Source organism: Terriglobus sp. RCC_193 (genome assembly GCF_041355105.1).
Lineage (GTDB): Bacteria > Acidobacteriota > Terriglobia > Terriglobales > Acidobacteriaceae > Terriglobus.
Genome location: NZ_JBFUPK010000001.1, coordinates 441,558 through 466,404, shown reverse-complemented (window position 1 = coordinate 466,404; position 24,847 = coordinate 441,558). Strand labels below are relative to the sequence as shown.

The window sequence follows — 24,847 nt, the reverse complement described above, 5'->3', positions numbered from 1 at the left end:
CAACAATGTCGACCTCAACTCTCGCGACAGACTACATCCGCAACGGAGCGAATAACTTCCGCGAGCGACCGGCAATCATCACGCCGGTCGCTCTCGGCGCCGCCTCGCTCTGCATCTGGATTTGGCTTGCTTTTCTTCGCTCTCATGGCACCACCGGTGCGTTGCTGGCAGGCCTTATCTTTGCCGGAACATTCGCACTGCTTGCGTTCAGCCCTACTCTCGCCCTGGTCGTTCGCAAAACAACATCCCCAACGCTACAGAGGGAACTCGCTCGTTGCGCAGCAGCATTTGTTTTTCTTCTCTTCTTCATTCCGGAATACATGGGCAGGGTTCGTCCGCCCGCCATACGTTCCGTTCTATTGCTCACAATTTTCCTGGGCCTCTGGGCCACACTCTTCCATGACACCCTTCAGGAAAGCGAATCACTGGAGAACGAAGCAGGTCACAAAAGACACTGGCCAGTCCTGGAAGCGATCATCCTTCTGGCCGGACTTACTTACTTCGCGATTCAGAAGTACCTGGTGTTCGGATATGTCGGGCAGGATCTCGCCTATTTCGCACAGATCATGCACACCACACTGCACGGGCACTTATTCTGGGGTTCGCTGCTGCAGGACTTACTCTATTCGCACACGGTTACGACAGATTTCGCTGGGCACAACTCGCCTATCATGTTCCTGTTTCTTCCGTTTTATGCAGTCTTCCCAAGTCCCATAACTCTTCTGCTCCTTCGCAATATCGCGATGATCGCGTGTGCATATCCCGTATTCCGCATTGCGATGTTGTACACCTCCGGTCGAGCGGCGCGCCTCTGGGCAGTGGCTTTTCTGCTTGTGCCAGTAATCCTGTATCAATCGGTCTTTGACTTCTACCCCCTGAGCTTCGCAGCACTTCCCGTGCTGTTCACAATTCTTTACTACCTCGAAGGGAAATTTCGCCCCTTCGCAGTCAGTCTTTTCTTCACACTGATGGTGAGGGAAGATCTGGCACTCTTCGCGGTGTGTCTCGCAGTGGTCGCGTTACTTCAGCGTAAGTCACTGCGTTGGACCGTAACGCCGCTGATTGCAGGCTTCGTATGGGGTATTTTCTCTTATAAAGTGGTGCTGCCTCATGCATTGAATGGTGCGTCGTTCGTTACCGATGCCTGCTTTAGCCATCTGGGAGCGTCACCTGCGGAAATGCTCACTCACGTTTGCAGCAGCCCGCAAACAACACTTTTCACGCGAAACAATATGGTCTATCTCAAACAGCTTCTGACGCCCACCGGGCTTCTCCTGCCATTCGGTAGCTCTCTCGTTATCGCGTCATTCCCTTTCCTGGCCATCAACCTTCTGGCCGGCGCAGGCAAGTGCATCACCACCGTTATCTATGCACAGTACTCAGTAGTTCCGGCAACGGTCCTGTTCATCGCTGCACTTCTCTTCTCCACCAATAGCAAGAGCAAGCTGGCGCGCATAACGCGGCTTCGTCTCGGTGGTTCTCGCGTTGCCCCTCTGATCACCCTTGCGCTAACCGTGGCGACGCTAGCCTTCGTCACCGGACAGGAGCAGTTCGACGATATCTCCAAACAACCGTGGGATGCAGAAGCGCACAAGATTGCCGCAATGATTCCTTCGGAGGCCTCTCTCGCCGCCCCGCGCTACATGCTTCCTGCCGTTGCCAATCGCGACTGCCTCTATCAGACACATCGCCTTTATCAATATCACCATCCGGTCTATGAGTACCTGGTACTCGACAAGAACTGGAAGCACATCAATGCAGCCGCCGAGTACGAAACAGCCTATCGCGCACTGGTTGCATCAGCTCCCGCCGACCCACGCTTCCAGGTGGTATACGAATCACCAGACTTTCTCGTATTGCGCGACCCGGCAGTGCACGGCCTCGGTTGTTTCCCCATAGACCAACGGGGGCAACAATGACCAGCAAACCGAACTTCATCCGTGATATCGGGAACTATCTCATCGGCCGCGGGTCGCTCATCCTTCTTGGGTTCGTTACGTTCCCACTTCTTACGCGCGTCCTTCCTGTTGCTCAATACGGCATTTTGTCGTTAACCTTCCGGCTCGTATTGTTACTTGTCGTCCTTTCAAAATGTGGCCTGCAATACTCCGCGGCACGCTTCTATGACACAACAAAGTCAGACATCGCAGGGCAGCGAAGATTCTATTCGACACTGCTCATCGGGCCAGCCATTACATCGTTGCTTTTTTCAGCAATCTACCTGGCCGTGCTGTTTAGTAGTTCGGCGCTGCGTAAAGACCCACAATTGTTTCATTGCCTGCTACTTGCACCCATTGCAGTCATACTTCGGACAATCCAGTCCATGCTTCTCAGCTTCCTGCGAAATGAAGGCAGAAGCCGCCTTCATACCATCGTTGAAGTAATGACCAAGGTCACAATCATGGCTGGCCTCATTGCACTCGCCATTGCCGGTCAACACAGGGCATTCCTTGTGGTCATTGCAACGATGGCAGCCGAGGCTCTTGTAATTGCGATCCAATTGGGCGATGTTCTGCGTCGTAGCCTGATCCATCCATCCGCTATCGACTGGGATCTCATCCGGACCAGTCTTATGTTCGGCATGCCTCTCATCGCCTACGAACTTTCCAGTCTTGTATTGGACTCTGCGGACCGCATCATCGTGCAGCGCTACATGGGCGACCATTCTCTGGGACTGTACTCAGCGGCCTACAGCATCTCTGGTTATCTACAGGACGTCCTCATGACACCGCTCAACCTGGCACTCTTCCCTATCTACATGCGCCTCTGGAATGAAGAAGGTAAAGAAGCCGCGTCGCGCTTCCTTTCACTTGCACTTTCATGGTTTGCGGTGATCGCGTTGTTCATTGTCGGATTGTCAACGCTCTGCGCAGGTGACGCTCTTGTATTCCTTGCATCCAACCGGTTCGCTGGTGCAGAAGGATTACTCAAAGTGCTGGTGCCAGCACTGATGGTCTATGCACTACACATCTTCTTCAATGTCGGCCTCGTCCTACAGAAGCGCACCAGTCTGCTCGCCACAATCGTGGTCGTAGCAGCAGTGATCAACATCGCCGCCAACTTCCTCTGGATTCCTCGCTATGGATTGATGGGTGCTGCGGCCGCGACCTTCCTCAGTTACGCAGTCATGGTTGTAACCCTGATGATCGTGAACCGGACAATCCTTCCCTTGCACATAAATCCGGCTCTAGCTATCAGTGCATTCGTGACGCTGCTATGCGCCTACCCATTGCCCACCTTCATTCACTCACGATGGCTTATCGCGCAGTTGCTGGGCCGAGCAGCCGCATATAGTGGCATCTTCGTTGGATGCCTCTTCGCTATGTCGACAGATTTCCGAAAAGTCATAAAACCAGCCCTCGCTCGGCTATCCATCGGCACGATTTTGCAGGTGCGAGTTCCTTCGACCGCTGCAACGGGAGATGGAGGTGCAGAATGATTCTGGAAGCTGCCACACCCAATGCACTATCAAGCATACGTGCAATCGCCATGTATTCCGCAGTTATCGCAGGAGCTCTCGCTACGATCCTGTGGCGATCTGAGATTGGTGTGTATCTTCTCTCGGTCCTGTTGCCCCTGCAGACAACGCGTTATCACCTGCATGCATTCCCCCTTGGCGCGAATATCGTAGATATTCTAATTCTCTGCGCATTGCTTGGCAGCGTTCTCCGCCCACAAGCACCTTTGCTGCGTCGAACGTCAGTCCTCGCATTCCTTGGACTGTTGTGCGGCTTTTACTATCTGTCGCTCTGGCGCGGGGCTTTCTTTCTGGGTGGATCCTTCCCCCTGTGGTTCAGTGATGTGCGCCTGGTGGATTACAAGAACTTCATTGTGATGCCGCTGCTCGTCGTCGCCGTCACCAGAACCATTCGTACACGGCAGCAAATCGCCATCATTATTGCACTCTGCTGCGTAACAGCCCTCGCTGTCGATTTCAGTTATCTAAGAGGCGCAGCAGGACGCGACTTTTCACACTATGCCGAGGAAACAAGGGATGCCGGTCCTCTCGGATATGCAGGAGAAAATGGCCTGGCCTCATACCTCGTAGAAGCGACAGCCTTTCTATTGCCGCTGCTTGCGCTCAAGGGTAAGACATTGATACGTGCCGGCATTCTGCTTGTGGTGGCCGCAAACACCGCATGCATCTTATTTTCATACTCGCGCGAGGCCTATCTCGCTTTGGCACTCGTCCTCTGTTTTCTTGCCGTCGTGAAGATTCGCTGGCTCTTCATTCCCATTCTTCTGCTCGTTGTTTCCTGGCAGGCCATACTTCCGGTGGCAGTGCAAGAGCGCATCGCCATGACCTATACAAAACCTGACCCGGGACAGGCAGCGGCATTGGATGCATCTGCGCAGGAACGCGTGATGTTGTGGACGGACGCCATAACAATGTTCCGAAACAATCCATTGATTGGAACCGGTTTCCTGACGTATGCGGAAATGGGTCGTGTCGGGTCCTACAAAGACACGCATAACTTCTATCTCAAAATGTTGGTAGAAACCGGACTTTCTGGACTTCTTCTTTTCCTCGCGCAACTGCTCCTGTTCACCCGAACGGGATTGCAACTATTCAGCCGAGCCAGAGATCCTTTTCTCTCACTGGTGGGACTTGGCTTTGCCTGCTTGATGCTCACCGCAACCATCGTCAATTTCTTTGGTGATCGGTGGATGTTTATTCAGGTCGATTCCAACCTTTGGATCCTTCTTGGATGCACTCTTTGTGGCATCTCCATTGCTGGCACCAAAACTTCAGCAGTAACTAAGAAAGCGAAGCAGAAGACTATAAAACGTCATCCCTGGCACACACCGAATCCGCCACTCGTCCACGGAGATGCCGTCGTATGAAACATGGGCCCACAGAATCGCGATCCGTGATGTTCATCATTGATCAGCTAACAGAGCTGGGCGGCGCAGAGCGCATGATGTTCGCACTCGCACGATCGCTTCCGGAGCGTGGATACAGGGTTACAGTCGTGACCCTGCGGGATAATCCCAGTCCCGAAGCTTACAAACTTGTCGATGAGATTACCGTGTTGCCGACACGTTCATGCCTCTCAAAACAAGGTCTGCAAACCTTGAACCATCTCCGTGAAATGATCCGCGAACGCAACGTATGCCTCGTCCAGACATACTTTGAAAGTGCAGACCTCTTTGGCGCCATTGCAAGCCGTCTTGCGGGTGTGACAACTATCTGCTCCAGCCGCCGCGATATGGGGATCCTGCGAACGGCAAAGCATAACCTGCTCTATCGGTTGCTGGCTCCGTTATACAGTCATGTCTTTGCGGTATCGGAGAAAGTGGCACGATGGCATCGTGAGAAGGATCGCATCACAGCGAAGAAAATCTCCATCGTGCACAACGGTGTCGCGCTGGAACGTTATGAACTCTCGCCGCACGCTTCAGAACTGCGACTCCTACACAACATTCCCAACGACGCATTCCTCATCACGACGATTGCAAATATCAATCCCTGGAAGGGTGTCGATGTCTTCATCAAGGCTGCGGCTATCGTCCATCAACAACACTCCAAAGCAATGTTTGCAATTGCAGGCGACTGGACGGACCGCGAGCACTTGCAAGAACTGCGCAACATGGTTCGCGAATCGAACCTTGAACATTGCGTTCGTTTTCTAGGTCACGTGGAAGACATCCCCGGCTTACTTCATGACTCCGACATCTTCGCCCTACTCTCGCGTACGGAGGGATTTCCCAACGTAGTGATTGAAGCGATGGCGGCAAGGCTTCCAGTCGTTGCAACCGATGTAGGTGGCACATCTGAAGCGGTGACGGATGGCATGACAGGTTACCTGGTTCCCAACGAAGACTACCAGGCCGCCGCAGATCACATCGTCGCACTCATAAATGACAGAACGCGCCGGACATATATGGGCAACGCCGCTCGCGAACTTGTAGAGACACATTTCTCAATTCAGGCAATGGTTTCGCAGCACGTGGAGGTATACGATGCTCTTCTCGCTACCTAGTGCGTCGGATGTATCACCGTGGTCCATCCTCTTCTGGACATGTGCAACTGCCATTGGCTACACCTACGTTGGGTATCCGACACTGCTGTGCCTGATCACTCGTTTTAGAAAACATTGCGCAACCACACCATCCACTTCGCCTACACTCACACTGCTTATCTGTGCCCACGATGAAGCAGCCAATATCGGAAGAAAGCTCCTTCAGTGCCTCGAATTGAACTATCCAAAGGAGAAGCTGCAGATCCTTGTCGCTTCGGATGGATCGACTGACGCGACAGAAGACGTTGTCCGCTTCTTTTCCCCGGAAGGCGTTGAGCTTATTGTCGTGCCACAGCAGGCGGGCAAGACGAATGCACAGAACGTTGCCATACGAAGCGCGAAAGGAGAAATCGTTGTCTTCTCCGATGCCACAACGGAATACCATCCCGATGCGTTGCAATATCTGGCAGGCGCTTTTGTCGATCCGAATGTAGGAGCCGTTTCAGGAAGATATACCTACTACGACCTCAGCAGTTCATCGGTAGGAGTGGCCTCGCGCGCCTACGCTGGTTATGACAACCAAATCCGAGAGATGCAGTCAGCTGCAGGAAGCCTCACCGGCTGTTGCGGATGCATCTATGCGGTACGAAGAAGTCTATACACGCCTCTTGATCCCAGTATTATCAGCGATCTTGTGGAGCCAATGCATGTACTACTGCAAGGCGCAAAGGTGAAGTTTGAACCGCGAGCGCTAGCCCGGGAAGATGTCGGACACAATGCCGCCAAAGAATTTTCCATGCGCGTCCGTGTCATTGCACGTGCTTTAACAGGCCTCGCCAGTGTGCGCCAGCTGCTTGCACCATGGAAGCATCCGTGGATTGCGCTGCAACTCTTCTCTCACAAGCTGCTGCGATATGCTGTCCCGCTCTTCCTGATCGGGATGCTCGCATCATCATGGATGTTACGAGCATCCACTGTATATGGCGTTCTTTTGGCACTCCAATTTGCCTTCTATGCCATCGCGGCTCTGGTGGCAATCGTACCTTCGCTTCAAAAGGGAAAGTTCCTTTCGCTACCGATGTACTTCTGCGTGATGAATGGCGCTGCTCTGTGGGGAACTGTGAAATTCCTGCGCGGACAACGTTACGCTGTCTGGAAACCACAACGTGAAACATCACATGCAGGTTGATATGAGCATGAGTTTACGTCAAACACTCCGACACGCCTATCTCAAAGCTCTCAGTACATCCGGTGCACTGAAAATGGCGAAACAGAAAATAGGTACGTCGGGTGCCACACTTGTACTGACTTTGCATCGTGTTATTCCCGACGACGCAATTGAGTCCTGTCGCTCACCACGCGGCATGGTTCTTCGCGAAAGTGCCTTTCGCAGTCTACTTGACTATCTCAGCGAACATGCGACCTGTGTTAAACCTGAAGATAACTATCATCAGGAAGAATCAAATATGCGTCCGCGTGTGTTGATTACCTTCGACGATGGCTGGCTCGATAATTTCACAATCGCGGCTCCGCTTCTCGCACAATTTGGTATATCCGCGTGCTTCTTTGCGGTAACTGGATATGCAGGCCACTCTCAACCCTTCTGGCCGGAACGCGCTCTGGGACTGACCCGGGTGCTGCACGATTCAACGAGTCCGATCTCCATTCAGGATGTGTTTGCTCACCTCGTGGACAAAGAGGGAATACCTTTACCGCCTGGTGCTCTGCAAGAAGAAGTACTCCTGAATTGGTTGAAGCAATTCAGACCAGAAACGATTTGCGCAGCCATCCAGAATGCCGAGAGACATCTCGCAAGCTCTATGACCATTCTCCAGCCAGACATATTGGAGAGGCTCATGACCTGGGAAGAAATGCGCGCGCTGACACGAGCAGGTCATTCCGTCGGATCGCACACTTCCACGCACGCTCTCCTCACACATTTGACATCCGATGAAGTCTCTTCAGAACTAACAATGTCTTCCACGAAGCTGCAACGTAACATGATGCCAGAACATGCGGAGCAATACTGGATTGCGTATCCAAACGGCTTCACAGACAAACGCGTTCGAGAACTAACCGCCAGGTGCGGATATCACTATGGATTCACAACAATGCCTGGCCTTTGGCACAAAGAAAGCGAGCCATTGGCCATCCCGCGCGTCAACGTATGGGATGGATCTGTTCTGTCGCCAGAAGGAAACTTTGATGAAAGCTACCTGGAATATGCGTTATTTTTCCGACCGTTGCTGGCAGATACCTTGTAGAGCGCTGCTCCTCCTGCCACTTTTTTTTGCACCGAGATTGGCTGCCGCAGAGCAATCACCTCCGCATATCTTCTATAGCGACCTGACCAGCGCGCCCTCCTCAGGTGGCGAGTCAGATCAGGGTGCATTCATCACACTTTATGGCAGGGGCTTCGGCGAAACGCGTGGAGCCGCCTACATCACCATCGGCGGCGACCGCGCATTCACTTATCCCATTTGGTCTGAGCGCAAAGTAACCTTTCAGTTACCACGCACGGCCCAGTCTGGGGCGGTGATAGTCCACGTGGATAGAGGCGTTTCATCCAATGAAATCCATCTTGTTGTCAGACCAGGGCACATTCGTTTCTATCCGGAAAAGAAAGGTGAAACACTCCAGTCTGCAGTCGACAAACTACATGCAGGAGATATTCTTTATCTCCGCGATGGCGTAGACGTCAACGCGTTGGATCGTTACGAATCCGCGTGGAACATCATGAGCAGCGGCCACAAAGACAATCCTATTGCGGTAGTCGCGTATCCGGGTGCCAGCGTCACGATTGGTAAGGTCGATGGTCCACGCATCGCAGCCAGGACCCCAAACGTACAAAGAACATCCGATCACTGGGTCATTGCAGGACTTCATTTCATCGGAAATCAAGAGGCTCTGGATGTTACCGACTCCAATGATTGGCGAATTATCGGTAATGACTTCACCTGTCCGCATGGATTCGGCCCAACAGGCTGTATCGAAATGTCTCAGGTCTCCGACATCGCATTTCTTGGCAACACCATCCATGACGTCGGACTGCCAAGAACAACGAAGGTGTATCACGGCCTGTATTTCAGCACCGACAGCAATCACATTGATGTCGGATGGAACACGATTGCAAACGTGCGCGGATGCCGTGGTCTACAGTTTCATTCCACACCGACTGACCCCGGGACCGGCCGCAACCAATATGATCTGCACATCCATGACAACGTAATTCACGATACCGCTTGCGACGGGATCAATCTCGCAACGATCAATCCCTCTGCCGGCCCTGTTGAGGTCTTCAATAACCTTCTCTACAACGTCGGCACGGGGCCGGATCCACAAGATGGCAGCGCCAATTACGCCTGCATCCACATACAAGGCGGCTCCAATGCTGGCCCTGCAAGTAGTGGCGTAGTGGATGTCTACAACAACACGATGTTTCGCTGTGGAGGCAGGCGAAACACGGATTCCGGAGCCATCTCTTTTTCCGGCGGCTCAACAAAACAGAGTGTAAGACTTCGGAACAACATCATCGTTCTCGACGGAGGCATTCCGCTTTTCTCTCCAAACAGCAGGCCCATCCCAATGCAGGCAGAAGCGAATCTGATCTGGTGGTTGCAAGCCGGTAAGGATGGCCGGTCACATCTTCCAGAAGGTTTCCAAATCATGAATCCCTTACTGCGAAATCCCGCTAATGGAGATTTTCGACCTGCTGACCTCAGCCCCGCGCTGCATCGCGGCGTCCCTACTGCATTGAACTGGACACTGGATGGACGCATGAGAGCTTCCAGAGCGCCCTATGCTGTTGGAGCTTTTTAAGATACAACTCGTGGCTTCTTGTTTTGTTGCATAAGTTGCAACAGTATCTTCTCAAAGCCAACCCTTCCCTTTTCAATATCGAAGTGCGATGCCCATGCAAGTCCATGCAGACGAAATCGGCAGCGCATTTCATCATCCGACAGAAGCAATGCAATAGCATCTGCAATCTCTGAAACAGATTCGCTGTCCACTAGCAATCCGTTTCGCCCGTGATCAATCGCATCGCCGGTGCCTCCAGCCACACCGCCAATAACGGGTAAACCACAGGCTGCAGCTTCGAGAAAAACCACGCCAAAACCTTCCGTATCTCCATTCAGATTGCGGTTGGGTTGTAAGAAAACATCTGCTGCCTCATAACATCCCGGTAAGTCTTCATCGGAAATGAAACCCAGGAACTCCACCACACTTTCAAGTTCGAGCTCGCTGGTAAGGCGACGAAGCGCTGCAAGTTCTGTTCCCTTACCCGCAATGACATACCGCCAATCACGTTGCAGACGACCATATTTTTTTAAATGAGAAAGTGCTCGGAGGGCTTGATCAATTCCCTTCCTGGGTTCAAGCCGAGCGACCGTAAGCAACACCTTCTTATCACACCATCCATAACGACTGCGGAGTTCTTCTCGCCTACCAGATACATAGAACCGACCATGATCGATGAAGTTCGGTAGCACAGTCACGCGATCGGACATCCGCGTGATCAGATCCGCCGTATAACGACTGACTGCGATATTCATATCTGCATCTCGAAGACTACGCCTCTGGTACGCACGCATCATCGGTTGCAAAAATGCGGGTACTACCTGCATCGTGAGTTCTTCGCCATGAACGTAGTTCACCAACAAGGAATGCGATGGATTTGCTGGCATTAGCCAACCAGCAGAGTAAGTACCTCCACACACGATGACCGACGGCGTATATTTCTTGCATAGTGCCCTCCACTGCCTTCTTCCGCGAGTAAAAAAACGTAGCAGCGAAGGCAGTAATAGACACGCTTTTGCAAGAGACGAATGTGCATTCTGAGGCAGATGAAACTCGAATGCGTCCAGTCGTTCCATCGAAAACCCGAAAGACTCATCCGCCATATCATCCCAGTCGCGCGCGATCTCTGGATTCACGTTCCAGTTATCGGCAACCACTACAATTCGAAAGCCCTTGAACTGACGCAGCAACCCCAGGTAAATCTGAACGACGCCACCGCAATATCCTGGGGCAAAGTACGGCGCGACAAACAGCAGAAGCGGACGTTCGTTAGGCATCGATCAGACACTCTTCCTCTACCTGCACATCGAACACCGTGGAACGCCGCTTCACAATACAGGCCGGAACTCCCATGACCGTGGTGCCCGCAGGAACGTCGCGGGTCACCAGCGAATTGGCAGCGATGCGCGCACCGTCCCCGATCACGATGGGACCAATGAGCACGGCTCCCGTTCCCACATAAACGTTATTTCCCAGCCGAGGTACCCCCTGTGAACCTACGCCGCGAGTACCCAGGGTCACATGGTGCGCCAGATCGCAATGACTGCCAATTACCACATCAGGATGAAGGGTGATGCCGCCGCAATGTGCAATCAGCAATCCCGGTCCAATGTGTGCTCTTACATTCAGGCGCATCTGGAGAAACGCCTCGAAAAACGTCGTACCGAAAATGTGAATCACTTTAGCCGGTATCCAGAAAATCTGTGTCCCGCGAGGCCTATAGATCCAGCGCCCCAGACGATACCAAAAGAGGCACCAAACCGCGGGATTGAGTGCCATACGGCGACCAGATTCACCGGACGCCGCATACCTCGCACAATCGGCTTGAAAATCTGAGATCAATTTTTCACCCATTCAGTTCCAGTGCACGTACCTCTCCAACTTAAAACTCCATGTGGCATGGAAAAAACTGCTGCAGGAGAGGAAATAAGTTCCTTATTTCTAAAGCGTTGTATGCAAAATCAATGACTTACGCCTTTCAGTGCGAAAGGCTCCGAAATTGCAATTACTTGCACACGATATTCAGACTGAACCGATATCCTCCGGTTTCGCCCCCCCTGCGAAGCCTAAGTCTTTCTTGTTTTCCAAAAATGGAGTCAGCAAATGCACCTTCGCAGTACCCCACACCATTTCCTACAAACACTTTTTGCCCGGCCGGCAATAAAAGCTGTACTTCTGGCCATGACTTTTTGTTCACTTGGGCTGGTGAATGGTTGCGGATCGGGCTATCACGTAATCGCTGCCACTTCGGGCACCGCGGTTACCATGAACGCCGGACAGACGGTTCAGGTTCCACAGGCTGTTCCAGCTTCGGCCAAATGGGTTCTGACCGGGACAGGATGTAGCAGCACCAGTTGCGGAACAGTCGTCCCCAGCAATGATTCCGTACTATATACAGCTCCTCCCACGGTTGCATCACAGATACATGTCATAGCTGCAACGGAAGATACCATCGGCAAGTTTGAGGTCACCGTCAATCCCGAACTTACACTGACAGCGACGCTCAACGATGCGTCCGTCGACACTCCATACACGGCAACCGTATCAACAAATGGCGGCTCGAACCCCGCACGTTTATCGCTTGCTTCCGGCTCCCTGCCCACTGGTTTGCAATTCAATGCCTCCAGCGGTATGGTCTCTGGAACACCAAAGGTTGATGGTGACTACCCCGTAACATTCCAGGCAACCGATGCCAGCGCGGCCGCGACAGCCACGGCGCTCCATCGCACGTTGCGCGTGCGGCATCGTGCAAGCAACTCTTCGGTCACGATCACGACTTCATCCTTGCCCGCGGGCACCGTAAACACCGCATATAGTGCGCAGGTACAAGCTGGCGGAGGGACGACTCCATATACGTGGAGCATTACTTCGGGATCCTTGCCGACTGGACTCGCGCTTAGCCGGAATGGAGTACTTAGTGGCACCCCAACCAGTCCTGGCACCGCCAGCTTTGCAGTGCAGGTGGCAGACAGCAACGGTGCAAGCACTTCTGCATCGCTAATGCTCAGCATCCTTACCAACAACACCTCACCGACACCGACGACGCTTTCGATCACCGCGCCAGCTGCAGGTACTGTGGGTACGGCATACACAGGAATCATTGGTGTGTCAGGCGGCGCGGCTCCATATGTTTGCTCTGTTACCAGCGGAAGCCTCCCCGCAGGACTTTCGTTGAGTGGATGCAGCCTCACAGGAACACCTACTACCGCAGGCAGCTATTCCCTCACTGTTAAGGCAACGGATTCCAGTTCTTCTGCAAACTCGTCCACAGCAAACATCACCATCATCATCGGAACAACTGCGACCCCGGCAAAGCTCGCCATCGGCGCTCCGTCAGCAGCCACTGTCGGCACAATTTACAGCAGCGCAATCGCGGTCAGCGGAGGCACCGGACCCTACACCTGCTCGATCACCAGCGGAACACTGCCTGCTGGCATCGCTCGCAACAACTGCGCTCTAACGGGGACGCCCACTGCATCTGGTACCTTCGCACTTGGTATCAAGGCAACGGATTCCAGTAACCCTGTGAACAGCGGATCGGCAACGGTTTCACTCGCGGTGAACGCCACGGCATCCCAACTCAGCCTCACAGCACCACCGGTCGCAACTGTCGGTAAGACATACAGCGGAAACATTGGAGTAAGTGGTGGTACTGCCCCTTACACATGCTCCCTCGCCAGCGGAACATTGCCTGCCGGATTGAAGTTGAACAACTGCACACTTACCGGCACGCCAACAACCGCAGGATCATCCGCCCTTTCCATCAAGGCGACTGATTCCGGTTCAACAATCGCTTCCACGACAGCAAACGTTGTCGTCACAGTCAATACTGCGGCAACCACGTTAACCCTATCCTCTCCTGCAGCAGCAACGGTTGGAATCGCGTACACCGGTACGATCGGTGTAAGTGGCGGCACCGCACCTTACACCTGCGCGCTCGCCAGCGGAACGTTGCCTGCCGGACTAACTCTGAACAACTGCACACTTACCGGCACGCCAACAACCGCAGGGTCATCCACTCTTTCCATCAAGGCGACTGATTCCAGTTCCCCCGCGAATGTCACTACCGCAAACGTTACCGTGGTTGTGAATTCGGCCTCCTCAACCACCCCAGCGGGAGCTCCACACATTAACTACACCGATCTGAATGTGGGCAGCGGCACAGGTGGTGATAACGGAAACGGCGTCTACGTCCGGATCTTTGGCAGCCATTTCGGTTCCAGCCAGGGCTCCAGCTCCGTCACCCTCGGCGCTCCTCTCGTCACCAGTTGCACACTGTGCTCGTGGAGCGACACGCAGATCATTGCGCAACTCGGCTCATCTGCAACCACCGGACAAATCGTCGCTACCGTCAACGGTCTGCAATCGAACGGAGTACCGTTCACAGTAACGCCGACGACAATTGTCTTCGTCTCTCCCAACGGCTCAGACTCCAACAGTGGCTCGTTTACATCGCCATTCAAAACATGGCGTGCCGCGTTCAACTCCGTAACCTCCAACGACTCCAAATCGCCTTCGCAAAATACGGTGATCTACCTCGAGCCCGGAACAGACGTCACCTTCGACGATGGTCGCGGATACAAGGCAGCCATTTCCACGGACATCGGCGGAACATCCACCACCAACCAGCTTTCCATCGTGGGTTACCCCGGCGGCACAGTGAATGTTGGCAGCTCGTCTATTACCAATGGTGTGCATGGATGGGGTAAGTTCATCACCATCGCAAACCTCAATATCGTTGGCCAAAGTTCGGCGATCGATGCAGAGGCTGGCAACACTCGCATTATCAACAACAGCTTTTCCTGCCCCGCTCCACCATCGGGCTTGGGCGGTACAGCGTGTGTTCTAGGCGAAACAACAGATCCCACCGAGACATGGGTATTCCAGGGCAACAATGTTCATGACACGGGCGGCAACGTTGACAAGACCTACCACGCCGTCTATTTCTCCAGCAACGTAAACCACGCAGATGTGGGTTGGAACAACGTGGGTCAGAACTTCAAGGGTTACTGCCGCGGTATCATGTTCCACGCAACACTGGGTAGCAACCAATTTGACCTTCACATCCATGACAACATCGTCACCAACTCATACTGCGATGGCATTGGTTTGGCCTCAGTCGATCCTTCCAAGGGAACCGTCGAAATCTACAACAACGTCGTAGCGCATGCCGCGCTCGCAACAAATCCATATGGTGTTGCCAATGAAGCAGGCATCGCCATCAATTCCGATCCCGCGGGTTCCAGCAGTGGCAACGTGGAGGTCTATAACAACACCGTCGTCGATGCAGGAGCGTATCTCATCGGCAATCAAAATGGATGCTTCGGCGTTGTCACCAGCGGCGCAGGCATCCACCTGACCAATAACATCTGCTATCAACCGTTACCGACACAGCCATACATTGAGAAAGGATCGACCAATGTCAGCGGCAGCAATAATCTGTGGTTCGGTGCGGGCGCTGCCCCCACATGGGATTCCGCTCCCCTCACCTCAGATCCGCTGTTCCTCTCGACGAGCATCTTCTCATTGCAATCGCAATCCCCCGCAAGTGGCAACGGCACAACGTCGATCATGTCTCCGTTCGACATCCTTGGAGTGCCGCGCGGCTCGCGACCGTCCCTGGGTGCGTATCAATAACAACCTTCAATTCACTGCCGGGGGCGACCAATTGGTCGCCCCATTTTTTTAGATTGCTCCTCGACCTACCAGAACAACCTTCACGGTCTCAAGCGCAATAGCGAAGTCCAGCCAGATAGAAAGATGCTTTACATAGAAGAGGTCATACTCCACCTTGCGACGCGATTCTTCAATATTCGAGCCATAGTGATAGCGCACCTGCGCCCATCCCGTAAGTCCCGGCAATACCGAATGACGATGCTGATAAAACGGAATATGTTCTTCCAGAATGGAGCAAAGATGCGGCTGCTCTGGCCTGGGACCGATCAGGCTCATCTCACCCTTCAGAACATTCAGGAGCTGAGGTAACTCGTCGATACGATACTTTCGCAGATAACGTCCCAGTGTAGTAATACGGTTCGTTTCCTCACCGGCCCAACCGGTACGCTCTCCTGTTTTGACCGGCGCCATACTGCGAAATTTCAAGATGCTGAACGGGCGGCCAAAGAGTCCGATTCGCTGTTGCCGAAAGAAAATTGGCCCATCATTTCTTAAACGAATCAGCAGCGCCGTAACAGCCATAACAGGCGAGACCAGTAACAGCAACATGCCGGCCAGCGCCACATCCAGAAACCGTTTCGTAAGTCGCTTCGTCGGACGATTTACATAGTGCTCGCTGAAGATACAGTCCTGTGCACGCAACTGGTCTACACGCACACGTCCCGTTGCTCGTTCGAAAAATGTTTGCGCATCTTCAACGAAATGGCCCGCCATCTTCAAATCGAGGAGTAGCGATAAGTTGTCGTCAGATTGCGCCTGCGCATTCGCCACAATCACCCGGTCGAAATGCTCAGCATCGTTCTTTGTCATATCCAATACAGAACGCAGGTGAGATGGAAGCGTAATTTGAGCCACTTCCATATTCCACTCCGGACTGGTAGTGATTACACCTCGTAGCTCAACGGCTTCGTCCCCCGCACCGACAATGAGTACTTGCTCACGTTTCCGCGGAAGCGCCAACCGCCTGGACAACAGCGTCACAGCCGCAACAATACCCGCAAACATGATCGTGCGCGAAAGCACCGGCGTTGCAACAGGAATCAACGAGGACACAATCGCAAGCAACAGGAAGAGAACGCCGAAGGCGCGCATCACCTGCACCAGCGTCTCACGCCCCATGCGAACCACGTTCAGGTTATAGAGCTCGTGATAGTACAGAATCATCTGGCACAAAAGGCCGACTGTCATCAGCCGCAGCAACCCAAGCGCAAGGCTGCCGGACGAGCGGTTCGGCTCCACCGCCACCAGAGGTAGAACAAAGAGCAACGGCGCAGCGATCACCAGCACGACAAAATCAAAACTGAGAAGGAGGGCGGCCCTCGGCGGCAGGGCCTTTCCACTTATCTTCATGATCGACTCCTAAACAAGTTCCGCAACCACCGGAGCAGCCTCCGGCTTCAAACTGGAAACCGCCTGCTTCAAAGCATTCACAACACGCTCAATCTCGTCATCACGAAGCTCTGGATAGATCGGCAGCGAAAGAACTTCGCGCGCGGCACGTTCCGCCTCAGGCAACGAGCCTTCTTCATAGCCAAGCGACGCGTACATCGGCTGCCTGTGCAGTGGAATCGGATAGTGAACGGCCGATTCAATCCCCTGCTCCTTCAGCAATTGCTGCACCGCATCGCGCTGCGGAACGCGGATCGTGTACTGGTGAAAGACATGCGTCCTGCCCTCGGCAGCCTGCGGTAGAACAATCTCATCCACGTCCGCAAGACCTTCGCTATAACGTACTGCACGCTCCGCTCGCTGACGATTCCACGTATCCAGATGCGGCAGCTTCACACGTAGTAGCGCGGCCTGCAGTTCATCCAGACGGCTGTTCCACCCAAGAAATTCACTACGATATTTTTTAGCACTGCCGTGCGCGCGAGCCATGCGAAGATACTGGGCCTTCTCAGCATCACGCGTAACAATCATGCCTCCATCGCCATAAGCTCCAAGGTTCTTGCTCGGGAAGAACGAGAGACAACCATAATCACCAAACGAGCAGACCGGATCACCTTCATAGCGCGCTCCCAAAGCCTGGGCCGTGTCGCCCAGCAGAGCCAGGCCATACTTGAGAGCGAATGCATTGATTGCAGTAATGTCCGCCGCCTGACCATACAGATGGACCGCAATCACCGCCTTCGTCGCCGGTGTAACAATCGTCTCCAGTTGTTCCGGATCCATCGTGTACGTAACTGGATCAATGTCGGCAAACACTGGTGTGGCCCCCAGGAGACTTACCGTGTCTGAAGTCGCAACAAAGGTAAATGCCGGAACAATCACCTCATCGCCGGGGCCAACACCTGCAGCCTTAAGTGAAAGCAGAAGCGCATCCGTCCCGGAAGCAACACCAACGGCATAGTCCGTTTTGCAGTACTCGGCAACTTCCTTTTCCAGCGCCGCAACCTCTGGACCAAGAATGAAGTGCTGATGCTGCAGCACACTCTCCATCGCCTTTCCGATTTCATCGCGCAGCGAAGCGTACTGCCTCTGCAGATTCAGCATCCGTACCGGTTCCATTCCTATCCCCCATTTCACAGGTGTAGATCACCTTGCTCTATGCTGTTGCACGTCAGAAGCCAGATCGCAGATATCACCTGCGGAAGTGTTTTCCCCCGAAATTCAAGGGCATCCGACACTTGCCGCACGCTGCCGTGAGTGGTTACACAATGCAAGGAATTGCATACTTTTCGCGTACCTCGGCACCATCAGCGAATCACTGCGAAGCACTCAGCGATCCGCAGCATAGGCCTTTTCCTGCAATTCACGCGGCCTTTATACGCGGACGCACCCTACGTCCTCTCGTTCCTTCAATGGCATGGCAAATGCACTTGCGTAAGTGCGAACCAGTCAACACACGCAATAAGGAGTGCATGAGGATGGCACGTTATCTAATTACGGGAGTCGCCGGCTTTATCGGTTCCTCTCTTGCCCACCACGTGTTGCAACAAGGTCACGAAGTCATTGGCATCGACAACCTGGTGGGAGGAGATGTCCATAACCTGGATGACATCATTCGAGACATCGACTTCCGCGTGATAGACATCAACGAGACCCTCCGATTGCGCGAATGCTGCCGTGGTGTCGACTATGTTCTTCATCAAGCGGCGCTGGCTTCCGTGCCGCGCTCCATCCGCGAGCCTCAGGTCACTCACGTCGCGAATGTCGATGGCACACTCAGTGTTCTCATCGCCGCGCGCGATGCCGGCGTGAAACGCGTCGTCTATGCTGCATCCTCTTCCGCATACGGCGACAAGTCTTCGCAGCCAAAGAACGAGGATATGATCCCATCGCCTCTCTCTCCCTATGCCGCACAGAAACTGGCGGGCGAGTATTACGTGAAGAGCTTCTGGCACGTCTACGGACTGGAAGGCGTCTGCCTTCGTTACTTCAATGTCTTCGGACCACGCCAGGGTTCTGACTCACCTTACTCGGGTGTCATCGCAAAGTTCGCCTCAGAAATCCTGAGGGGAAACACTCCGCTGATCTTCGGCGACGGATATCAGAGCCGCGACTTTACTTATATTGACAACGTCGTCTCGGCCAACATGCTGGCATGCACGGCCCCGGCAAATGATGTAGCGGGACGTGTCTTCAACGTCGGCACAGGTCAAAGTCATTCTCTGAATCAGACCTACGAACTCATGGCACAATACCTCTCCTTCAAGAAGACACCGCTCTACACCGCGCCGCGCCTGGGCGACGTGTTGCACTCAGAGGCGGATCTCACCCTGTCGCGAAAGACACTTGGTTACGAGCCGTTGCACAGCTTCAAAGACGGTCTGGCAAAAACAGTGGGATGGTTCCTGGAGCAGGAAGCTTCGGCCATCACAAAGTCCACGCAGTATCGTATGGTGGGCTAACTCCTCAGCATGTTTTCTTGAATGAAAGGCATCCCGGCTATGTGCGGAATCGTGGGCTACATCGGTACGAAACCAGTTGTTCCAGTCATCCTGAATGGGCTGAAACGGCTGGAATATCGCGGTTACGACTCGGCTGGCATCGCGCTGGGTGGAGGGGAGAACGGACTCTCCATCCGGCGCGCTTCGGGTAAGCTTCGCAACCTTGAAGCTCTATTGGCAGACAATCCTCTGCATGGCGACTACGGCATCGGTCACACACGTTGGGCAACGCATGGCAAGCCATCTGAAACAAACGCCCACCCCCATCGTGACTGCAGTGGTTCTCTGGTCGTAGTTCATAACGGAATCATCGAGAATTATCGTGCACTGAAAGTCGAATTATCTGCACAGGGTCACATCTTCCTTACAGAAACTGACACCGAGATCATCGCTCATCTCATCGAAGAGGAATACACGAACGCGCGCTGCAATGAAGATGTAGATATCCCGTTGGAAGAGGCCGTGCGCCGCGCAGTCCTCAAACTCACAGGCGCATTCGCCATCGGTGTGATCTCGCATGAAGACCCTGGCAAACTGGTCGCCGCCAGAAGCGGGCCGCCCGCCATCGTCGGCTTTGGCGATAACGAATACTTCCTGGCCTCTGATGTTCCCGGCATCCTTCACTACACACGCGAGATCGTCTTCCTTCAGGACGGCGACCTTGCTGTTCTAACAAAGTCTGGCGTCCGTTTCAGCAACTTCGAAGGAAAGACCATCGCCCGATCACCGCAACATATCTCGTGGGATCCGGCACAGGCAGAAAAGAACGGCTACGCACACTTCATGCTCAAGGAGATCTACGAGCAGCCGCGAGCCGTACGAGACACGCTGGCTGGCAGACTCTGCACAGCATCCGGTCTTATCGAATTACCCGAAATCAACTTAAGCCCTGAAACATTCCAGTCCGCACAGCGAATCCTCATCGCATCCTGCGGCACCAGCTGGCATGCAGGTCTCGCTGCAAAGTTTCTTTTGGAACGCATGGCTCGCATCCCTGTGGAAGTGGATTACGCCAGCGAATTCCGTTATCGCGATCCGCTCGTAAACGGCAGTGACATTGGCTTGCTTATCAGTCAGTCAGGAGAAACTGCGGACACACTCGCCGCACAGGCAGAGATGATCACAAAGGGCGCGCAAACAGTGGCTATTTGCAACGTGGTCGGCGCCGCACTGACGCGCAAAGCCGTCGGCACCATCACCACCAATGCTGGGCCGGAAATCGGTGTGGCCAGCACCAAGGCGTTCACCGCGCAACTCGCGGCACTTCTTGCATTCAGCTTGTACGCAGCGCAAAGTCGCGGAACCATGACCGCAGACGAGATTCAAACTCTCTCGCAGGATCTGCAGAAGCTGCCTGCACTTATGGAAAGCACACTGCGTTCCTGCCAGCCCGTCTGCGAAAGCCTTGCAGACATATTTGCGGAGGCAAGCGACTTCCTCTTCCTGGGCCGCGGCATTCATTATCCCATCGCCCTGGAAGGTGCGCTAAAGCTGAAGGAAATCAGCTATGTGCACGCAGAAGGTTATCCGGCAGGCGAGATGAAGCATGGCCCCAACGCGCTGGTTGATGAAACACTCCCCATCGTCTGCGTTGCCACTAAGGACATCCACGATCCCAGCAGCGTGTTGAAGTACGACAAGACACTCAGCAACATTCAGGAAGTAACAGCCCGCGGGGGACGCGTGATCGCGATCGCCGTGGAAGGTGACAGCGAAATCGCGAAATTGGTGGAACACACCATCTATGTTCCTCAAGCTCGCGAAGTCCTGTTACCACTGCTTGAAGTTATCCCGCTGCAACTGCTTGCTTATCACATTGCGGTAAAACGGGGATGCGACGTAGATCAACCGAGAAACCTCGCAAAGAGCGTTACGGTTGAATAGTTTTTACCGCGCGTGGGGAGAGCAGAGCACAAAGCGCTGCACTCCCCACATTTTTTTCAAGTAGAAGCACGCGGTTTAGAACAGTATTCGACCACCCACCTGGATAATGCGGTTATCACCACCGCTGCCGATAACTTTGCCAAAGTTCGCATTATTCATGGCAGCGGTTGGAGTGCCAAGGTTGGTCAGGTTAAACACGTTGCGGAACTCACCACGAAGCTGGAAGCGCAGCTCGTGATAGATGGCAAAGTCGCGGAACAGCGATGCATCCACGTTCCGATACCCCGGTGCATCCAGCGTGTAAGGACGCGTGTTACCCAGCAGGTTCAACGGTCCAACGCCCGGGCAGCCACTGGTACCGGTGATGCAATACGCACTCGTATCAAACCACTGGTTCATCGCAGCAACACGCGATCCATTGTTCGGCAATACGCGCTGCATCTTGCCCGGTATCACGCTGGGACGGTTATTTCCATTGCCGGAGTTATAGTTGTCCGTGCCCGTGGTCACAGTAAATGGCTGACCGCTATTCGCTGTCCAGATCGCCGTAATCTTCCATCCATTAAGGGCATTGCGGACGAAGAAGTTATAGCTGCTGAAATAATCCGGCTCCCACACGAACGACGCAGTCATCATGTGGCGACGATCCTGGTCGGAACGCTGACGATATTCCAACTGCGGATAGTTCGCATCCAGGAAGACGCCATTTGTACTACCTGTGCTGTCCAGGAAGTTGGATTGCAGTGTCTTGCTCCATGAGTAGTAACCACGAGCACTGATGTGCTTCACAATGCGTTGCTCAACGGACACCTGCAAACCGTTGTAATTGGAGTTCTGGTTCGAACGGATGATCCACACATTGCTGTAGATCGGGTTCGCAGCAGATATGTCGGCGCTGTACTTTGGATCGTTTAGTGGACGGCGATTATTCACCGTATTTGAGGTATTCGCGTAGCCGCAGGGACGGGTGGTGTCCGGCGTCGTGGTGTTAGGGAGGAAGCAGCTCGGACCTGCGAGCCCCGTGTTCGGATTGATGTTGAACATCGGCCCATTGATATCGTTATACAAAGGCGACTTGCGGTTATATGAACCCACAAAATTGATGGACACAGCGGTATTGCGTAGCAGCTGGTGCTGTACACCAAAGTTCACCTGCATGGCATATGGCCAGCGGAAGTTTGGATCAAATGCGACGACCTGGTTCAACGGTAAGAAGGTCGCTGTCTTAGTCGCATAGTTAAACACCAGGCCCGGATAGGGGTTAGTGCCCGTCGGGAATTCCGATGCATCGTTCTGATACGGATGCGTCAGTGAGTTCACCTTCGCATAGGTGCTGCGCACAGCATACGGAGCATAGTTTGACGGATACTCCCACATGTTGCCGGAGATGCCACCAAAGAACAGACCTGCCGCTCCATGAAACACCGTCTTACCGTTACCCATCGGATCGTACGCAAATCCAACGCGCGGCGACACATGGTTCATCGGCGAGAATACACCGCCCTTCGGCACTCCCGGATCGCCCGGGAACAACATGCCAATCGGAGCAAGGTTCACTCCTGGCTTACCAAGGACGCTCGCATTGAACGCATGTGATTGCACACCCGGTGTGAAGTTCGTCTGCATCCGTTGCGGGTCAGTCGGCGCCTGCTGGAAGTCATACCGAACGCCAAGGTTCAGCGTTAGGTTCGGCAGAATCTTCCAGTCATCCTGCGCAAACAAGCCATAGCTATACCAGCTTGCATTCGCATACAGCGGAGTGTCCTGGCCCATGCTGGCAGGAATACCAGCCATGAAGTCGGACGTGGCATTACCCGTACGCTGGCCAATAGCTGTGCTGAACGTAAAGGTGCCATAGTTGTTCAGCAACGTCTGCTGAAAATCTTTCTCCAGGCCAACTTCACCACCCAGATAAAGCGAGTGCTTTCCACGCGTGGTGCTGAACACATCACGGATGCCATATACATTCGCACCAGCCTTGGGTCCTGTAATGGACTGGCCCAGCGTAAACGCCTCTACACCACCCACTGAGATGTTCGGGCGGGACGGTGTTCCCACCACGCCAAGATCAGAACCAAAGTCCGCAAGTGTCGATGCGGGAACTGCGTTACGTCCGCCATATTGACGGGTATACGTCACCCAGAACTGGTTCACGGAACGATTGCTCACCGTCCATGTATCGCTGATGCTGGCATTCTGCTGCTTATTCGCGTAATTCGAATAGGACCATATCTGCGCAAAGGTGCTCGGGACCACACGCACGCGATAGTTCAGCAGGAAGTACGACAGCGTCAAGCGATGCGCCTGCGTAAGCTGATGATCCGTCTTGCCCAGGTATTCTTCGTTCTGTTCTGGCAAAGGAGAACGCGTGCGGTACGTGTAACGTGTATCGCCAAACTGTGCGGGTAGCTGCGCTGGAAGATTCGCCTTCAAAAACTTAAGTACGTTAACGGAGGTCTGATCCACGGCGGGTAGCCGGTTTCCTGCATACGGTGTGGACGTTGTAGTTGAAACGGGTACGCCAGTCGTCGGCGAGTAGATCGTGGGACGGCAAACCAAAAAGTGAACCGCGGTATTCGCGGCTGCTGTCGGGTTTGCAGTGCAGCTCGCCTGTTCAGCAGCAGTCGGCAGATTTTCTGTGAAGTCGCCGGTCATCTGGGCGTTACTGGGCAAAGCACCGCTGTAAGTTCCGCTTTGAATAAAGCGGAATCCACCAAAACTCGCAAAGAAGAAATCCTTATCCCGCCGGATCGGGCCACCAATCGTTGCTCCAAAACGATGCTGGTTATAAGCATTCTTCACATTGGAGTTATGCGCGTTCGCATTGAAGTTACGAGAACGATAAAACTCAAACACAGAACCGTGGAACTTATTCGTACCGCTCTTGGTCACAATGCTGACCACGGCAGACGAGTAGCGTCCAAGTTGCGCGCTGTAGTTATTCGTCACCACATTGAATTGATTGATCGCATCCGGGTTCGGCACCTGGTTACCCGTGTTGCGCAGGCCCGTCATATTCAATGTGCCGTCCAGGTAGTACGACGTTTGGCCAACAATGCTGTCCGGCGCGCCGTTCACGATGACGTGCAGTTCCTGAAAGCCCAGGCTGTTCACCGTCTGCACGTTCTGCACGCCCGGCACCAGTTGCAGCAGCCGTGTCACATCGCGATTGATTAGTGGCAGGTTATCAATCTCGCGATTCTCCACCGTATTGCCCAGAGTAGAGTTCGCCAGATTTACCAGCGGCGTATCTGCTGTCACTTCCACCGTCTCTGCGCCACCACCAGCCGTGACCGTTAACTTGAGTTCGGCGGACTCCAGCACGCTCAGCGTCAGACCGCTCTGCTCCAGCGTCTTAAATCCCGGAGCATTGACGACGATCTTGTACGAACCCACCGGAAGAAATTCCTGACGATAGCTGCCATCAGCCTTGGTCTGGAAGGTGCGGGTGAAATTCGTCTGCGTATTCGTCAGCGTGATCGAGGCATTGGGTACAACGGCACCATCTGCATCCACCACCGTACCGGAAAGCGTCGCGGTGCTGAGCTGGGCAGAAGCAGACAGCGTGCACGCCACCGACAGAACACATGCAGTAATAGGGATACGTGACCAATTCGTCATAAGGGTTCTTCTCCT

General features: G+C 53.8%; 15 protein-coding genes. 10 read left to right on the top strand and 5 right to left on the bottom strand.

The genetic code is table 11. The features are described from left to right. Positions 1–5: 5 nt before the first annotated feature. The 7 genes from AB6729_RS01880 (at position 6) to AB6729_RS01850 (ending at position 9,782) form a co-directional block, all read left to right on the top strand. Positions 6–1,919, top strand: coding sequence for a DUF2079 domain-containing protein (locus AB6729_RS01880; RefSeq protein WP_371079861.1), 1,914 nt, complete (start codon positions 6–8; stop codon positions 1,917–1,919). Continuing rightward, complete coding sequence (locus AB6729_RS01875; RefSeq protein ID WP_371079860.1) at positions 1,916–3,439, top strand: lipopolysaccharide biosynthesis protein; 1,524 nt, start codon at positions 1,916–1,918, stop codon at positions 3,437–3,439. The genes AB6729_RS01880 and AB6729_RS01875 overlap by 4 nt, the downstream gene beginning before the upstream one ends. Positions 3,440–3,810: 371 nt before the next feature. Then, positions 3,811–4,845: an O-antigen ligase family protein gene (locus tag AB6729_RS01870; RefSeq protein WP_371079859.1), complete on the top strand. Its 1,035-nt coding sequence runs from the start codon at positions 3,811–3,813 to the stop codon at positions 4,843–4,845. Next, positions 4,842–5,984 (top strand): glycosyltransferase, encoded by a 1,143-nt coding sequence (locus tag AB6729_RS01865; protein WP_371079858.1) that lies wholly within the window; start codon positions 4,842–4,844, stop codon positions 5,982–5,984. The genes AB6729_RS01870 and AB6729_RS01865 overlap by 4 nt, the downstream gene beginning before the upstream one ends. Beyond that, the gene (locus AB6729_RS01860) at positions 5,965–7,152 is read left to right on the top strand and encodes a glycosyltransferase family 2 protein (protein WP_371079857.1); all 1,188 of its coding nucleotides are present in this window, start codon (positions 5,965–5,967) and stop codon (positions 7,150–7,152) included. The genes AB6729_RS01865 and AB6729_RS01860 overlap by 20 nt, the downstream gene beginning before the upstream one ends. Next, on the top strand, positions 7,130–8,227 hold the full coding sequence (locus tag AB6729_RS01855) for a polysaccharide deacetylase family protein (RefSeq protein WP_371079856.1): 1,098 nt from the start codon (positions 7,130–7,132) through the stop codon (positions 8,225–8,227). Before AB6729_RS01860 ends, AB6729_RS01855 begins: the two co-directional genes overlap by 23 nt. A gap of 37 nt (positions 8,228–8,264) precedes the next feature. Next, positions 8,265–9,782 (top strand): right-handed parallel beta-helix repeat-containing protein, encoded by a 1,518-nt coding sequence (locus tag AB6729_RS01850; protein WP_371079855.1) that lies wholly within the window; start codon positions 8,265–8,267, stop codon positions 9,780–9,782. Here AB6729_RS01850 and AB6729_RS01845 read toward each other — a convergent pair. Further along, positions 9,779–11,038 carry a glycosyltransferase family 4 protein gene (locus tag AB6729_RS01845; protein ID WP_371079854.1) on the bottom strand — a complete coding sequence of 420 codons (1,260 nt, stop codon included), beginning with the start codon at positions 11,036–11,038 and terminating at the stop codon, positions 9,779–9,781. The two genes, AB6729_RS01850 and AB6729_RS01845, sit on opposite strands and share 4 nt — an antisense overlap. Beyond that, on the bottom strand, positions 11,031–11,441 hold the full coding sequence (locus AB6729_RS01840; protein ID WP_371079853.1) for a serine O-acetyltransferase: 411 nt from the start codon (positions 11,439–11,441) through the stop codon (positions 11,031–11,033). Before AB6729_RS01840 ends, AB6729_RS01845 begins: the two co-directional genes overlap by 8 nt. A gap of 501 nt (positions 11,442–11,942) precedes the next feature. Here AB6729_RS01840 and AB6729_RS01835 point away from each other — a divergent pair. Continuing rightward, positions 11,943–15,398, top strand: coding sequence for a beta strand repeat-containing protein (locus AB6729_RS01835; protein ID WP_371079852.1), 3,456 nt, complete (start codon positions 11,943–11,945; stop codon positions 15,396–15,398). 48 nt (positions 15,399–15,446) lie between these two features. On the opposite strand, the gene AB6729_RS01830 is transcribed toward AB6729_RS01835, so the two are convergent. Both AB6729_RS01830 and AB6729_RS01825 read right to left on the bottom strand, forming a co-directional pair. Beyond that, entirely contained in the window at positions 15,447–16,787 is a 1,341-nt protein-coding gene (locus AB6729_RS01830; RefSeq protein ID WP_371079851.1) for a sugar transferase, read from the bottom strand. 9 nt (positions 16,788–16,796) lie between these two features. Continuing rightward, positions 16,797–17,945 carry a DegT/DnrJ/EryC1/StrS family aminotransferase gene (locus AB6729_RS01825; RefSeq protein ID WP_371079850.1) on the bottom strand — a complete coding sequence of 383 codons (1,149 nt, stop codon included), beginning with the start codon at positions 17,943–17,945 and terminating at the stop codon, positions 16,797–16,799. A 359-nt stretch (positions 17,946–18,304) separates the two neighbouring features. On the opposite strand from AB6729_RS01825, the gene AB6729_RS01820 reads away from it, so the two are divergent. Both AB6729_RS01820 and glmS read left to right on the top strand, forming a co-directional pair. Then, the gene (locus AB6729_RS01820; RefSeq protein ID WP_371079849.1) at positions 18,305–19,288 is read left to right on the top strand and encodes an NAD-dependent epimerase/dehydratase family protein; all 984 of its coding nucleotides are present in this window, start codon (positions 18,305–18,307) and stop codon (positions 19,286–19,288) included. Positions 19,289–19,327: 39 nt separating this feature from the next. Beyond that, the gene (glmS, locus tag AB6729_RS01815) at positions 19,328–21,211 is read left to right on the top strand and encodes a glutamine--fructose-6-phosphate transaminase (isomerizing) (protein ID WP_371081176.1); all 1,884 of its coding nucleotides are present in this window, start codon (positions 19,328–19,330) and stop codon (positions 21,209–21,211) included. A gap of 75 nt (positions 21,212–21,286) precedes the next feature. Here glmS and AB6729_RS01810 read toward each other — a convergent pair whose 3' ends face one another. After that, the gene (locus AB6729_RS01810) at positions 21,287–24,832 is read right to left on the bottom strand and encodes a carboxypeptidase regulatory-like domain-containing protein (protein ID WP_371079848.1); all 3,546 of its coding nucleotides are present in this window, start codon (positions 24,830–24,832) and stop codon (positions 21,287–21,289) included. Positions 24,833–24,847: the final 15 nt, after the last annotated feature.

What these genes read in the sequence shown, in the direction of transcription:
- glmS (WP_371081176.1), top strand. Translation starts at nt 19,328, where the DNA reads ATGTGCGGAATCGTGGGCTACATCGGTACGAAACCAGTTGTTCCAGTC.
- AB6729_RS01810 (WP_371079848.1), bottom strand. Translation starts at nt 24,832, where the DNA reads ATGACGAATTGGTCACGTATCCCTATTACTGCATGTGTTCTGTCGGTG.
- AB6729_RS01835 (WP_371079852.1), top strand. Translation starts at nt 11,943, where the DNA reads ATGACTTTTTGTTCACTTGGGCTGGTGAATGGTTGCGGATCGGGCTAT.
- AB6729_RS01875 (WP_371079860.1), top strand. Translation starts at nt 1,916, where the DNA reads ATGACCAGCAAACCGAACTTCATCCGTGATATCGGGAACTATCTCATC.
- AB6729_RS01830 (WP_371079851.1), bottom strand. Translation starts at nt 16,787, where the DNA reads ATGAAGATAAGTGGAAAGGCCCTGCCGCCGAGGGCCGCCCTCCTTCTC.
- AB6729_RS01825 (WP_371079850.1), bottom strand. Translation starts at nt 17,945, where the DNA reads ATGGAACCGGTACGGATGCTGAATCTGCAGAGGCAGTACGCTTCGCTG.
- AB6729_RS01860 (WP_371079857.1), top strand. Translation starts at nt 5,965, where the DNA reads ATGCTCTTCTCGCTACCTAGTGCGTCGGATGTATCACCGTGGTCCATC.
- AB6729_RS01880 (WP_371079861.1), top strand. Translation starts at nt 6, where the DNA reads ATGTCGACCTCAACTCTCGCGACAGACTACATCCGCAACGGAGCGAAT.
- AB6729_RS01845 (WP_371079854.1), bottom strand. Translation starts at nt 11,038, where the DNA reads ATGCCTAACGAACGTCCGCTTCTGCTGTTTGTCGCGCCGTACTTTGCC.
- AB6729_RS01820 (WP_371079849.1), top strand. Translation starts at nt 18,305, where the DNA reads ATGGCACGTTATCTAATTACGGGAGTCGCCGGCTTTATCGGTTCCTCT.
- AB6729_RS01865 (WP_371079858.1), top strand. Translation starts at nt 4,842, where the DNA reads ATGAAACATGGGCCCACAGAATCGCGATCCGTGATGTTCATCATTGAT.